General features: G+C 63.4%; 15 protein-coding genes. 9 read left to right on the forward strand and 6 right to left on the reverse strand.

Annotation, left to right across the window (positions count from 1 at the left end; translation table 11 throughout):
- The first annotated feature begins 96 nt into the window (after nt 1-96).
- From NQ519_RS13215 to NQ519_RS13255, 9 genes are all read left to right on the forward strand, one after another.
- Complete coding sequence (locus NQ519_RS13215; RefSeq protein ID WP_173390128.1) at nt 97-1,170, forward strand: linear amide C-N hydrolase; 1,074 nt, start codon at nt 97-99, stop codon at nt 1,168-1,170.
- A gap of 127 nt (nt 1,171-1,297) precedes the next feature.
- The gene (locus NQ519_RS13220; protein ID WP_019150683.1) at nt 1,298-1,693 is read left to right on the forward strand and encodes a hypothetical protein; all 396 of its coding nucleotides are present in this window, start codon (nt 1,298-1,300) and stop codon (nt 1,691-1,693) included.
- Nucleotides 1,693-2,283, forward strand: coding sequence for a dephospho-CoA kinase (gene coaE, locus NQ519_RS13225; RefSeq protein ID WP_044118728.1), 591 nt, complete (start codon nt 1,693-1,695; stop codon nt 2,281-2,283). The genes NQ519_RS13220 and coaE overlap by 1 nt, the downstream gene beginning before the upstream one ends.
- Nucleotides 2,264-3,088 (forward strand): dihydropteroate synthase, encoded by an 825-nt coding sequence (gene folP / locus NQ519_RS13230; RefSeq protein WP_458692737.1) that lies wholly within the window; start codon nt 2,264-2,266, stop codon nt 3,086-3,088. The genes coaE and folP overlap by 20 nt, the downstream gene beginning before the upstream one ends.
- The gene (locus NQ519_RS13235) at nt 3,085-3,735 is read left to right on the forward strand and encodes an ABC transporter ATP-binding protein (RefSeq protein WP_019150680.1); all 651 of its coding nucleotides are present in this window, start codon (nt 3,085-3,087) and stop codon (nt 3,733-3,735) included. Before folP ends, NQ519_RS13235 begins: the two co-directional genes overlap by 4 nt.
- Nucleotides 3,719-4,498: a TIGR02757 family protein gene (locus tag NQ519_RS13240; protein WP_019150679.1), complete on the forward strand. Its 780-nt coding sequence runs from the start codon at nt 3,719-3,721 to the stop codon at nt 4,496-4,498. The genes NQ519_RS13235 and NQ519_RS13240 overlap by 17 nt, the downstream gene beginning before the upstream one ends.
- A gap of 81 nt (nt 4,499-4,579) precedes the next feature.
- Nucleotides 4,580-5,236, forward strand: coding sequence for a tRNA1(Val) (adenine(37)-N6)-methyltransferase (locus tag NQ519_RS13245; protein WP_019150678.1), 657 nt, complete (start codon nt 4,580-4,582; stop codon nt 5,234-5,236).
- 53 nt (nt 5,237-5,289) lie between these two features.
- On the forward strand, nt 5,290-6,183 hold the full coding sequence (locus tag NQ519_RS13250; RefSeq protein ID WP_019150677.1) for a DUF4831 family protein: 894 nt from the start codon (nt 5,290-5,292) through the stop codon (nt 6,181-6,183).
- Nucleotides 6,184-6,196: 13 nt separating this feature from the next.
- Entirely contained in the window at nt 6,197-6,853 is a 657-nt protein-coding gene (locus NQ519_RS13255) for a DNA alkylation repair protein (RefSeq protein ID WP_019150676.1), read from the forward strand.
- On the opposite strand, the gene NQ519_RS13260 is transcribed toward NQ519_RS13255, so the two are convergent.
- The 6 genes from NQ519_RS13260 to rseP form a co-directional block, all read right to left on the reverse strand.
- The gene (locus NQ519_RS13260) at nt 6,850-7,173 is read right to left on the reverse strand and encodes a thioredoxin family protein (protein ID WP_019150675.1); all 324 of its coding nucleotides are present in this window, start codon (nt 7,171-7,173) and stop codon (nt 6,850-6,852) included. The two genes, NQ519_RS13255 and NQ519_RS13260, sit on opposite strands and share 4 nt — an antisense overlap.
- Before the next feature lie 19 nt (nt 7,174-7,192).
- Nucleotides 7,193-8,158, reverse strand: a complete 966-nt coding sequence (locus NQ519_RS13265) for an NAD-dependent epimerase/dehydratase family protein (protein WP_019150674.1) — start codon at nt 8,156-8,158, stop codon at nt 7,193-7,195.
- 64 nt (nt 8,159-8,222) lie between these two features.
- Nucleotides 8,223-9,596, reverse strand: coding sequence for a DNA repair protein RadA (radA, locus tag NQ519_RS13270; protein WP_019150673.1), 1,374 nt, complete (start codon nt 9,594-9,596; stop codon nt 8,223-8,225).
- Nucleotide 9,597: 1 nt separating this feature from the next.
- Nucleotides 9,598-10,173, reverse strand: a complete 576-nt coding sequence (locus NQ519_RS13275) for a hypothetical protein (protein ID WP_227901095.1) — start codon at nt 10,171-10,173, stop codon at nt 9,598-9,600.
- Nucleotides 10,173-10,814 carry a lactate utilization protein gene (locus NQ519_RS13280; RefSeq protein ID WP_019150671.1) on the reverse strand — a complete coding sequence of 214 codons (642 nt, stop codon included), beginning with the start codon at nt 10,812-10,814 and terminating at the stop codon, nt 10,173-10,175. The genes NQ519_RS13275 and NQ519_RS13280 overlap by 1 nt, the downstream gene beginning before the upstream one ends.
- A 6-nt stretch (nt 10,815-10,820) precedes the next feature.
- Nucleotides 10,821-12,152 carry an RIP metalloprotease RseP gene (gene rseP, locus NQ519_RS13285; RefSeq protein ID WP_019150670.1) on the reverse strand — a complete coding sequence of 444 codons (1,332 nt, stop codon included), beginning with the start codon at nt 12,150-12,152 and terminating at the stop codon, nt 10,821-10,823.
- Between the last annotated feature and the right edge of the window lie 42 nt (nt 12,153-12,194).

Raw genomic sequence — 12,194 nt, forward strand, 5'->3', positions numbered from 1 at the left:
TTCGTGGGACAGCCGCTCTTTCCGGTTCCGGCAGATCGGAATTTGCACGGAATTTGAGGGTTGTCCGGCGATGTGTAACGATATAACCGGAAGATTATGAAAACAAAGAATCTGTTGCTGGGTATGGGCGCTGTTTGCGGCGCTTCTTTCCAGGCGATCGCCTGCACGGGCATCGCGCTTACGGCTGCGGACGGCAGCTATGTACAGTCCCGCACCATCGAGTGGGCCCGCGGCGTTTTGCAGAGCGAATACGTCGTCATTCCGCGCGGCCAGCGGCTCCGCTCCTTCACGCCCTCCGGAACCGACGGAATGACTTTCACGGCCAAATACGGCGTCGTGGGGTTGTCCGTCGTGCAGAAGGAGTTCATCGCCGAGGGGATCAACGAAGCGGGATTGTCGGCCGGGCTCTTCTTCTTCCCGCAATACGGCGGTTACGAACCCTACGAACCGGCTCGGAACGACCGCACGCTCGCCGATCTGCAATTCGTGGCATGGGTGCTGACGCAGTTTTCGACGATCGACGAGGTGAAGGCTGGCATCGGAGAGGTGCGCATCGTCGGACTGGAGCCTGCGTCGGTCGTGCATTGGCGTATCGGAGAGCCCTCCGGGCGGCAGGTCGTGCTGGAAATCGTCGGCGGGGTGCCTCATTTCTACGAGAACGAGATCGGCGTGCTCACCAACGCTCCCGGTTTCGAGTGGCAGCTCACCAACCTGAACAATTACGTGAATCTCTATCCGGGCGACGCTCCCGTCCGGCGGCTGGGCGCCGTGACGCTGCGTCCTACGGGCGGCAACTCCGGGTTCCTCGGGCTTCCGGGCGACGCCACGCCGCCGTCGCGCTTCGTGAGGGCCGCCTTCTACCGCGCCACGGCTCCGCAGCGCGCCACCGGGTTCGACGCCGTGCAGCAGTGTTTCCATCTGCTCAACAATTTCGACATCCCCATCGGCATCGAGCATCCCGAGGGCGAATGTCCGGACATTCCGAGCGCTACGCAGTGGACCTCGGCCATCGACCTGACCAACCGCCGGGTCTATTACAAGACGGCCTACGACAATACGATCCGCTGTATCGACCTCGCGCGGATCGACTTCGCAAAGACGGCCTATCAGTCCCATCCGCTGGACCGGAGGCGGGAACAGCCCGTGGAACAGATTGTCATTCCGAAGTAGACCGCCCGGCCGCCCGCCGGATGCGGGCGGCCCCTCGCGGAAAGCCGGGCTTGCAACTTTTGGGGTGCGGTTCATTTTGAATCCATCCGACTTTTTCATACCTTTGCGAACGTAATCGAACCTGTTCATGGAAAATTTGCTGAAATGGATGCATCGTTACGTGTCGCCGGTTTTTCTGGCGCTGCTGGTCGCGTCGTTCATCCTGTGGTATATCGCCAAACTGAGTTACACTTACACCGCCGAGCAGACCGTGAAGGTGAGTGTCGATGGGCAGCCCTTCGAGGTCACGTGCGTGGTCGAGGGCGTCGGGACGAACCTTTTCGGCTACCGGGTCTACATGAACAAGACGCTGCGCATCCCGCTTTCGGACCTCAAGACGAAGCGTTCGCACGAGGAGGGTCACGAGGGCAAGCTCATCATCGACCCGCAGTCGTTGCAGAACGCCCTTGCGCCGCGTTTCAGCGACATCAAGATCATCTCCGTCGGGGATATTCCCGAAATCGACGTTCCCGCGCGTCCATGATGAAGGTCGGGATCACGGGGGGCATCGGCAGCGGCAAGAGTACGGTTTGCCGCCTTTTCGCGCAGCGGGGCGTCGCGGTCTACGACTCCGACGCCGCGGCCAAGCGGCTGATGACCGAAGAGCCCGCACTTCGGGCGGGCATCGCGGCCCGCTTCGGCGCCGAAGCCTATGCCGGCGGCGCGCTCAACCGCCCGTACCTCGCCGCGAAGGTCTTCTCCGACCCGGCGGCTCTGGCCGACCTGAACGCATTGGTCCATCCGGCCGTCATGGCCGATTTCGCCGCGTGGGCCGAACGGCAGGAGGGGAGTTATGTGATCCTCGAAAGCGCCATTCTCTTCGAAGCGGGACTGGAGGGTTCGGTCGATCGGACCGTCGCCGTCCTCGCCCCGTTGGAGCTGCGCGTCGAACGCACCTGCCGCCGCGACGGCTGCGACCCCGAAGCGGTCCGCCGCCGCATCGCCGCTCAGGCCGGCGACGATTTGCTGCGTGAGCGGGCCGATTACACCCTTGTCAATATTCTCGAAACCGATCTCGAACCCGCCGTTGCGGAGTTGGACCGCATATTTACCCATGAAGCCGTTGAACATTGATTTTTCCGCACCGCAGGTGATGGCGATTCTGAACGTCACGCCCGATTCGTTTTATGCCGGCAGCCGCATGCCCGACGCCGGGGCCGTCGAACGCCGCGTCCGGGAGGCCGTGGCCGAGGGAGCGCAGCTGATCGACGTGGGGGGCTACTCCTCGCGTCCCGGCGCCGACGAGGTTCCTGCCGACGAGGAGTGGCGGCGCGTGGAGTTGGGCGTCGGAACCGTGCGGCGGCTGGCTCCGGACATGCCGGTTTCGGTCGATACGTTCCGCAGCGAGGTGGCCGCAAAAGCCGTCGAGGCGTTCGGACCTCTGATCATCAACGATATCTCCGCCGGGGAGCTCGACCCCGCGATGCTCTCCGTCGCCGCGAAATACGACGTTCCCTATATCGCCATGCACATGAAAGGCGATCCCCGCACGATGCAGTCGCAGACCGACTACCGGCGCGACATCACCACCGAGGTCGTGGACTATTTCCGCGCCCGCATTGAGACGATGCTTGCGGCGGGTATCCGGCCTGAAAATATCATCCTCGACCCCGGCTTCGGCTTCGCCAAGACCACGGAACAGAACTACGAACTGCTGGCGGGCCTCGGTGAACTCTGTGCGCTGGGTTATCCCGTGCTGGCGGGGCTTTCGCGCAAGTCGATGATCTATAAGGTCCTCGGCGTGACGCCCGCCGAATCCCTCGCCGGGACCGTCGCGCTGGGGTGGGAGTGCCTGCGGCAGGGGGCGAAGATCCTGCGCGTCCACGACGTGCGGGAGGCCGCCGATACGGTCAGACTGTTCAACATGTTCCGCCGATGATACGAGTTACCGACATACACAAGAGTTTCGGCACGCTCGAAGTGCTGAAAGGCGTCTCGCTGGAGGTCGCCGCAGGCGAGGTGGTCTCCATCGTGGGGGCCAGCGGCGCCGGAAAGACCACGCTTTTGCAGATCATGGGGACCCTTTCGCGGCCCGACAGCGGGCGCGTGGAGATCGGCGGCGAGGATGTCTCGTCGCTGGGCGACAAGGCCCTGTCGAAATTCCGCAACGAGCGCATCGGCTTCGTCTTCCAGTTCCACCACCTGCTCGCGGAGTTCACGGCTTTCGAGAATGTCTGCATTCCGGGGCTGATCGGCCGGCGTCCCCGCGCCGAGGTCGAGCGCCGGGCCGCGGAGCTGCTCGACATGATGGGCCTCGCGTCGCGCCGCGACCACAAGCCCGGGCAGCTCTCGGGCGGCGAGCAGCAGCGCGTGGCCATCGCCCGTGCGCTGGTCAATGCGCCTGCGGTGCTGTTGGCCGACGAACCCTCGGGCAACCTCGATTCGCACAACCGCGACGAAATCCACCGCCTCTTTTTCGAATTGCGCGAGAAATTGGGCCAGACCGTCGTCATCGTGACCCACGACGAGAACCTCGCCGCGATGGCCGACCGGAAGATCACCATGTCCGATGGAACGATTCTCTGACGACGACCTGCGGGAGCTGCTGGAGGCCCTGCACGACAAATACAACCGTCCCGAATTCATTCCCGACGACCCGATTTCGGTGCCGTATCGCTACACCGGGCGCGCCGACCGCGAGATCGCGGGCTTCCTCTCCGCCACGATCGCCTGGGGCAACCGCAAGGCGATCGTCAGCAGCGGCCACCGCATGATGCGCTTTATGGACGACGCCCCGGCGGATTTCGTCCGCAACGCCTCGGAGCGCGAACTGGCGTTGCTCTCCTCCTATGCCCACCGCACGTTCAACGGCCGGGACCTGTGCGATTTCGTGCTGGCCCTGCGGCGCATGGAGGAGCGCCACGGAGGTATCGGGAACTTCTTCGAGACACGCTACGAGGCGACGCATGACATGCCCGCCGTGCTGGCCGACTTCCGGCGCGAGTTCTTCGCCGCGGAGCACGCCCCGCGGTGCGAGAAGCACCTCTCGTCCATCGAGAAGGGCGCGGCCTGCAAACGCCTCTGCATGTACCTGCGGTGGATGGTGCGCCGCGACGACCGGGGCGTCGATTTCGGGATGTGGCGGCGTATCCCGATGTCGGCCCTCTACCTGCCGCTGGATCTCCATGTCGGGAAGACAGGGCGTGCGCTGGGGCTGCTGACCCGCCGTCAGGACGACTGGCGCGCCGTGGAGGAGATCACCGCCGCGCTCCGCCGGTTCGATGCGGAGGACCCCGTGCGGTACGATTTTTCGCTGTTCGGCGCCGGGATAGACGGTTACCTGCGGTAACCGCAATTAAGAATTAAGAATTAAAAATTAAGAGTTATTTTCAGCTTCAAACAATTCACGATTCGCCAGGACCGCTGTCCGATGAAGGTCGGCACCGACGGCGTTCTGTTGGGGGCCTGGGCCGGTGTGCGGCCCTCCGACCGGCGGATGCTCGACATCGGCACCGGCACGGGGCTGATTGCCCTGATGCTGGCCCAGCGTTCCCCGGAGGCATTTGTTACGGGTGTAGACATCGACGACGTTTCGCAGGCCCGCGAGAATGCCGACTCCTCGCCGTGGGGCGGCAGGGTGGCTTTCGAACGCTGCCCCGTGCAGGAGTTCGCGGCGCCGGAACCGTTCGATCTGATCGTCTCGAACCCGCCCTTTTTCGTCGATTCGCTCACGTGTCCCGACGAAGGCCGCACGGCGGTGCGCCATGCCGTGCACCTGCCTTACGACGAGTTGCGCGATGCCGTGCTCCGGCTGCTGGCTCCTGCGGGCCGCTTCGCCGTGATCCTCCCCACGGCCGAGGCCGCGCGGTTCCTTGCGGTCTGTGCCGGACGGCTGGCCCTCGTGCGCCGCACCGATGTCCGCACCACGCCCCGCCGTCCGGCCAAGCGGGCGCTGATGGAGTTCGTCCGCGCGGAGGGCGCCGCGCCCGTGCCCGAAACCTCGGAACTGGTCGTCGGCTCGGGCGAACACGAGTGCTACACCCCCGAATACCGTGCCCTGACCCGCGATTTTTACCTGAAATTTTGACGGCTCACGAAAAAAAGTTACATTTGTCGTATTGCAATAAAAAGACCCGGACTATGAAACTCAGACTTTTGGCATTGTCCCTGCTGCTCGCGGGCGGCGTTTCGGCACAAAACCCATACATCGCCTTGCAGGGCGCGAATGAAACCGCTTCGGGCGTCGTCGTCTCCCAGCCGCGCACGATCCTCGCCGTGGACGTTACGGTCGAGCGCGATCAGACCCTCACGGGACCCTATGCGCGTTATGCGCAGAAATACCTCGGGGTGCGCGCTCCGCTGGCCGACAAAACGACGTGGAACATCACCGGGGCGCAGATCGCCCTGTTGGACTTCGGCACCTGCCTCGATGCCGGGGCTCCTGCGCCCGCTTCGACGCGCATTTTCAACCACGCCGCTTCCGACGAGGAGTTCGCGCGTCTGCAACCCGACAAGACCGACATGACGACGCCTGCGCTGGAGGATGCCGCGCGCGCCGCCGCCGACCGGATCTTCTCGCTGCGCCGCCACCGGATCGAACTCATCACGGGCGAAGCCGGGGAGAACGTCTTCGGCGAAGGGCTCAAAGCCGCCCTGGCCGAGATCGACCGCATGGAGCAGAGCTATCTGGAGCTGTTCCTCGGCAAGCGCATCGTCTCGACCGAGACCCGCCGCTATGTGGTCTACCCGCAGGCGGACAAGAAGCAGTATATCGTCTGCCGTTTCAGCCCGGCCGCCGGACTGCTGCCCGACAGCGACCTTTCGGGCGACATCGTGCTGTTGCAGATCGAGCCTTCGGGCAACACGAAATGCGACCTCGAAGCCGGTCCGAAGGAGACTTCGGTCGTGGCGTGCCGCGTCGCCGATCCTTCGACCTGCACCGTCCTCTCGGGCGGCCGCGAATATGCCCGGGCCGTGCTTCCGGTCTTCGAGTTCGGCCGCACGGTCAATGTCGCTTTGCCGCGCCGCAAATAATCCTGCACCGGATATGGATTTCACCTCCCGGATGGCCGCGCTGCTCGGGGCGTTCCGCCGCGAACGCAACGGCGCCGTGGCCGATTCGATGCGTCTCTACGGCAAGCCTTACGGCCTGAACTACGGCGTGAGCCTCCCGACGCTCCGCACGCTGGCGCGCGCCGAAGGCACCGACCACGAATTTGCCCGCTATCTCTATCAACAGGATGTCCGCTGCCTGCGGCTCGCGGCGTTCCATATCGCCGACCCGGCACGCTTCCTACCCGCCGAATTCGCTTTCTGGGGCGGCGGACTGCTCAACTCCGAACTGGCCGAAGAGGCCGCTTTCGCTCTGCTGAGCCGCTCGGAAACCCTTCCCGCGCTCTTCGAAGCGTGGATCGCCCCGGGCGCTCCCTGCCTCGAACAATATGCCGCTCTGATGGCTGCCGCCCGTGCGCCGCATCCGTCTCCGGCGTGGATCGCCCCGACTGTCGAAGCCGTGCGCCGCGCCGCTTCGGACGACGCCCCGGCCGCACGGCTGTTGGCGCAGGGCGCCGTGGCGTTGCTGGCCGCCGCAGGCTCCCTGAACGACGAAAACCGGCTGGCGGTGCTCCGCGCGGCCGGTTCGTTGGATTCGTCCCCTGCCGCGGAGTATCTCCGCGACGAGCTGGGATGGCGTCTGGATGCCTAAAGCAGCACGTGTTCGTGTTTTTCGAGTTCGTTGAGCACGTTCACCAGGTGCTCGTAATCCACCCGTCCGCTCTCGCGCCACAGCACCTCCCCGCGGCGGAAAAACATCAGCGTCGGTACCGACACGATGTTGTAGCGCCGCACGATTTCGAGCAGGTCGGGGTCTTCGATGTCCATGCGGTAAACGTCCGCGCGGCCGTTCATCTGTTTTTGAAACCGGTCGATCACGGGGGTCATCGCCCTGCACGTTCCGCACCAGACAGCGAAAAAATCTACGAACGTCAGCGCGTTCCGCCAGATGATCTTGTCGAAGTCTTTCATTGTCGCTGTTTTATTCGGTTCAACTTATCTCCGCCCACGTCATCCCCGCATGGGTCTTGTCTGCGAGCTCTTTTTCGGCGTAGCTGATCGTGCGGCGCAGTCCCTCGACCAGCGGCGTGCGGGGTTCCCATCCCAGTTCGCGGCGCGCCGACGAGATGTCGGGCGCGAGACGCCGCACGTCGTCGGCGCGGGCGTCGGTGTGTACGATCTGCGAGCGGCTGCCCGTCAGGGCGACGATCTTCTCGGCCAGCGCACGGATCGAAACCTCGTGGCTGCTGCCGAAATTGATCGTCCGCGCGGTCTCGGTCGGCGGGGCGTCCATCAGCCGCACCAGCCCGTCCACGACATCCTCGACCCAGCAGAAGGTCCGCAACTGTTCGCCGCTGCCGTTGATCGGAATGTCGCGGTTCTGCAACGCCGCCACGATCATTTTCATCACCACGCGCTGATCCATCAGGTCGGCGCCTGTGCCGTAGGTGTTGAATATGCGGGCAATGCGGGCGTCCACTCCGAATTCGCTCTGATAGGCGCGGTGCATCGCCTCGGCGGCGCGTTTGCCTTCGGCGAGAATGCGGCGCGTGGTGCAGAAGCCGGACTCTTCGGCGGTGTCCCGGCAGTTTGCGGCATAGATGTTCCCCGCCGAGGCGAACAGGATGCGGGCGTGTTCCGCACGGGCGGTGTCGAGGGCGTTTATCGAGCCCAGCGTGTTGACTTTGAGCGTCTCGACGGGCAGCGCCTTGTTGTAGCGCACGCGGGAGGGCGAGGCGAGATTGTAGATCTCGTCGCAGCGAATCCCGAATTGGTGGACGATGTTGTGGCGGACATAGCGGAATTCCGGATGCGGGGGCATGTCGCGCAGCAGCGGCGAATTGGCGATGTCGCGCGTGTCCACGCAGAAAACTTCGTGCCCTTCGTCCAGCAGACGCAGACACAGGTGGGTGCCGATGAATCCCACGCCGCCCAGTACGACTATTCTCTTTTGCATCTCGTTCCGGTTTTTTACCGGAGCGGAAGCAAAATCCGTTCCATACCGATGCGATTCCTGCTTTTTAACGGGCTTCCAGGAAGAGCGCCCGGGGAAGCTGGTCGATGCTGTTTATCGGCACGACCTCGATCCCTTTGGGGCGCTTGCCGCCTTTGGCCAGATAGCCCGAGACGATGATGCGCTTGAACCCCAGCCGCGCCGCTTCGCTGATGCGCTGTTCGGTGCGGGGTGCGGGGCGCACTTCGCCCGAGAGGCCGATCTCGCCTGCGCAGCAGACCCCTTCGGCCACGGGACGGTCGTAGTAGGAGGAGATCACCGCCGCCACGACCGCGAGGTCCAGCCCCGGATCGGCGACCTTGAATCCTCCGGCGAAGTTCAGGAAAACGTCCTTCTGGAACATCTTCATCCCCACGCGCTTCTCCAGCACGGCCAGCAGCATGTTCATGCGCCGGCCGTCGTAGCCCGTCGTCGAACGCTGGGGGGTGCCGTAGGCCGCGCCGCTCACCAGCGCCTGCACCTCGATCAGATAGGGCCTCACGCCGTCGGCCGAAGCCCCCACGGCGATGCCCGAAAGCGGCTCCTCGTAGTGGGTCAGCAGGATTTCCGACGGATTATCGACTCCCCGCAGCCCGGCGTCGAGCATCTCGAAGACCCCGATCTCGAACGTGGCGCCGAAACGGTTCTTGATGCCCCGCAGAATGCGGTAGATATTGTTGCTGTCGCCTTCGAATTGCAGAACCACATCGACGATGTGTTCCAGTATCTTGGGGCCGGCTATCGCGCCGTCCTTGGTGATGTGTCCGATGATGAAGATCGACGTTCCGGTCGATTTGGCGTATTTCAGCAGCGTGGCAGCGCATTCGCGGATCTGCGACACGCTTCCCGCCGACGAGTCCAGCAGGTCGGTGTAGATGGTCTGTATCGAGTCGATCACCACCAGGTCGGGACGCTGTTCGGTGATCTGCGCCACGATGTTCTCCAGCAGCGTTTCGGGATAGATCAGGCATTCGTCGTTGCCGATTCCTATGCGTGCCGCGCGCATCTTGATCTGCTCGGCCGACTCCTCGCCCGAGACATAGAGGGTCTTCAGTCCGTTCGCCGCCAGCGCGATTTGCAGCGAGAGGGTCGATTTGCCGATGCCCGGCTCGCCGCCCACCAAGACCAGCGATCCGGGGACCATGCCGCCGCCCAGCACCCGGTTGACCTCGGCATTCCCGAGGTCGATGCGCACGTGTTCGCTTTCGCGGATATCCTTCACCCGCTGGGGCTTCGCCGCGGGCAGGGGGCCCGCCACGGTCGCCGCCACCGAACCGCTTTCACGGGCGATGATCTCCTCGGTGAAGGTGTTCCACTCGCCGCACGAGGGGCACCGTCCCAGCCATTTGGGGGCTTCGAAACCGCAGTTCTTGCAGAAATATGCCTTTTTGACCTTTGCCATCTCAGTTCGCGTTTGTCGAGGTGTACGACCGGCGTTCGGCCTTCGTGATCCCGGCGTCGGGGTAGAGCGCCTGGTAGGTTTCGGTCAGGTCGGTCACGAGCACCGTTTTGGTCCGCCCGTCCGTGTCCTGATAGGTCGAGAGCGTGAACGAGTATTCCGCCTCGGGTTCCGGACAGTAGATCAGCACCTCGTTCGTGCCCGGGGTCTTGAAGAAAGCCGCCGTCACCGTGCCGGCCTCCGTGGCGGTCTCGATCTGCGCGCGGCCGCCGTTGTATTTCGAGAAATTGAGCGTATAGCGTCCGCCTGCCTGCACGTGCGCCGACGCGACGATTCCGGCCTCGATCTCTTCGATCACCGGGTCCGTCGTTTCACCCTCGTCCGCCCGGCTTTCCGGCGTCGGCTCGGGTTCGGGTTCGGGTTCGGGTTCGGGCTCGGGTTCCGGCTCCGGACTCGGGACGGTCACTACGGCTTCGACACGTACAACGGGGTAGACGGCCGTGTAGAACACCTCCGATTCGCTGCATGCTCCCAGCAGCAGTGCCGCCAGCACGGCGGCGCCGTATTTCAATCCTTTCATCATAATCCCAAATCTTCGTCGATCAGTACCACCAGCACTCGTTTGTCGGGCCAGCAGCGCAGCATCTCCATCCGGGTATTGCAGACCCGGTCCTGCGCATTGCAGTCCGAACAGATGCCCGTTTTGGCGCAGGGCGTGTGGAATCCCGGGTGGCGGGCGATGTTCTGCGGCGCCGCGATGCGGCGGATGCGCTCTTCGGCTGCGTCGCGGTCGGCCACCACCTTGTTGCGGCCCGCCACGATGACCACCTTGCGGGGTCCGAACGCCACCGGGGCGATGCGGTTGCCCACTTTGTCGAGCCAATGGAGCGTACCCGCTTCGGTCACGGCATTCACGCCCGTTACGAAAAAGTCCGACATCAGGGCCTGACGGCGTATTTCGAGCCGTTCCTCATAGGGCTTCGAGGCGTCGAATCCGTCGAGCAGCACTATTTCGTCATTGCCGGCGAGCCACTCGACGATCCCCGTCGCACGCATCGTCATCGAGTCGCCGAACGACGCCAGCCGGGGCCGGCACTCCTCTGCTGCGGCCTTCATCACGGCGAAGGCTTCGGCCGTACTGCCGACGGCTACGGCGTCGAAATGATGCCTCCGCAGCGCCGCGGCGCAGGCTTCCAGTTTTTCTGTAGTTCGGTTTGTCATCACATTTTATTTGATGAAGAACCGGTATATGTCGTTTCCGTTGGCGTAGAGCAGCAGGAAGAGGATGATGATAAGCCCGACGTACTGCGCGCCTTCCAACACCTTGTCGCTCACTTTGCGGCCCGTCACCATCTCCCAGAAGGTGAAGATAGCGTGCCCGCCGTCGAGCCCCGGGATCGGCAGGATGTTCATCACGGCGAGGATGATCGACAGAAAGGCGGTTTTCAGCCAGAAATCCTGCCAGTCCCACGACGAGGGGAAGATGCTGCCGATGGCGATGAATCCGCCCAGCTCCTCGTACATCTTGGTCTTGGGCTGTACGATCATCTTCAGCTGCTCCCAGTAGGAGGAGATCATGTCGCCGGCCTTGCGGAAACCCGCCGGAATCGACTCCCAGAAGGTGTACGTCTGCGTGCGGAGCGTGTAGGGGTTTTGTACGATCACGCCGATCGTTCCCTCGGCGGAGACGGGAACGGGGAGTTCCAGCGTCCCGCCGTTGCGCAGGACGGTCAGCCGCACCGTGTCGCCGGCATGGAGTTGCAGATAGGCTTTGTAGTCGCGGTAGTCCATCTTTTCGTAACGGTCCGCCGTGCGCCGGCTCTCCATAGCGACGATTTCGTCGCCTTTCCGCAGCCGGGCAGCAGTCGGGGCCACGACGCTGTCGATCAGGAAAGGCATGCGCTGGACGAGGAGTTTTTCATAGCCCTTGTTCTGACGCATGGCGATCAGTTCGGCGAGCGGGAGCGTCAGTTCCACCTGCTCTCCGTCGCGCTCCACGACCACGCGGCGGTCACCCTCGGTGATCAGCAGCGAGTTGAGGAACACCATCGGGTTCTCCACCGCCTCGCCGTCGATGCTCACCAGCCGGTCCCCGTCGCGGAATCCGAGGCTGTGTCCCGCTTCGTTGAAGTTGTAGCCCCATTTGGCATCCTCGTTCGAGAAATAGCTGTCGCCCCAGGTGTAGCAGACGCCGATGTAGATGGCCACGGCCAGCACGACGTTCATCACCACGCCGGCGATCATCACCAGAAAACGCTGCCAGGCGGGTTTCGACCGGAACTCCCAGGGCTGCGGGGGTTGTTTCTGATACTCCTTGTCCATCGACTCGTCGATCATGCCGGCGATCTTGCAGTATCCGCCCAGCGGCAGCCAGCCCAAACCGTATTCGGTGTGTCCGCGGCGGAACTTGAAGAGCGAGAATCCCAGGTCGAAGAAGATGTAGAACTTATCGACGCGGATTTTGAAGACCCGCGCCATGATGTAGTGTCCCAGCTCGTGAATGCCTACGAGGATGGTGAAACAGAGGAAGAATTGAATGATCTTGGTTAGAATATCCATGTCAATAGCGTGAAAAGTTAAAAGTTAAAGGTGAAAGGTAAG

This window comes from Alistipes senegalensis JC50 (assembly GCF_025145645.1).
GTDB classification, from domain to species: domain Bacteria; phylum Bacteroidota; class Bacteroidia; order Bacteroidales; family Rikenellaceae; genus Alistipes; species Alistipes senegalensis.

Coding starts and splice junctions, on each gene's coding strand:
- NQ519_RS13215 (WP_173390128.1), top strand. CDS start 97: ATGAAAACAAAGAATCTGTTGCTGGGTATGGGCGCTGTTTGCGGCGCT.
- NQ519_RS13220 (WP_019150683.1), top strand. CDS start 1,298: ATGGAAAATTTGCTGAAATGGATGCATCGTTACGTGTCGCCGGTTTTT.
- coaE (WP_044118728.1), top strand. CDS start 1,693: ATGAAGGTCGGGATCACGGGGGGCATCGGCAGCGGCAAGAGTACGGTT.
- folP (WP_458692737.1), top strand. CDS start 2,264: ATGAAGCCGTTGAACATTGATTTTTCCGCACCGCAGGTGATGGCGATT.
- NQ519_RS13235 (WP_019150680.1), top strand. CDS start 3,085: ATGATACGAGTTACCGACATACACAAGAGTTTCGGCACGCTCGAAGTG.
- NQ519_RS13240 (WP_019150679.1), top strand. CDS start 3,719: ATGGAACGATTCTCTGACGACGACCTGCGGGAGCTGCTGGAGGCCCTG.
- NQ519_RS13245 (WP_019150678.1), top strand. CDS start 4,580: ATGAAGGTCGGCACCGACGGCGTTCTGTTGGGGGCCTGGGCCGGTGTG.
- NQ519_RS13250 (WP_019150677.1), top strand. CDS start 5,290: ATGAAACTCAGACTTTTGGCATTGTCCCTGCTGCTCGCGGGCGGCGTT.
- NQ519_RS13255 (WP_019150676.1), top strand. CDS start 6,197: ATGGATTTCACCTCCCGGATGGCCGCGCTGCTCGGGGCGTTCCGCCGC.
- NQ519_RS13260 (WP_019150675.1), bottom strand. CDS start 7,173: ATGAAAGACTTCGACAAGATCATCTGGCGGAACGCGCTGACGTTCGTA.
- NQ519_RS13265 (WP_019150674.1), bottom strand. CDS start 8,158: ATGCAAAAGAGAATAGTCGTACTGGGCGGCGTGGGATTCATCGGCACC.
- radA (WP_019150673.1), bottom strand. CDS start 9,596: ATGGCAAAGGTCAAAAAGGCATATTTCTGCAAGAACTGCGGTTTCGAA.
- NQ519_RS13275 (WP_227901095.1), bottom strand. CDS start 10,173: ATGAAAGGATTGAAATACGGCGCCGCCGTGCTGGCGGCACTGCTGCTG.
- NQ519_RS13280 (WP_019150671.1), bottom strand. CDS start 10,814: ATGACAAACCGAACTACAGAAAAACTGGAAGCCTGCGCCGCGGCGCTG.
- rseP (WP_019150670.1), bottom strand. CDS start 12,152: ATGGATATTCTAACCAAGATCATTCAATTCTTCCTCTGTTTCACCATC.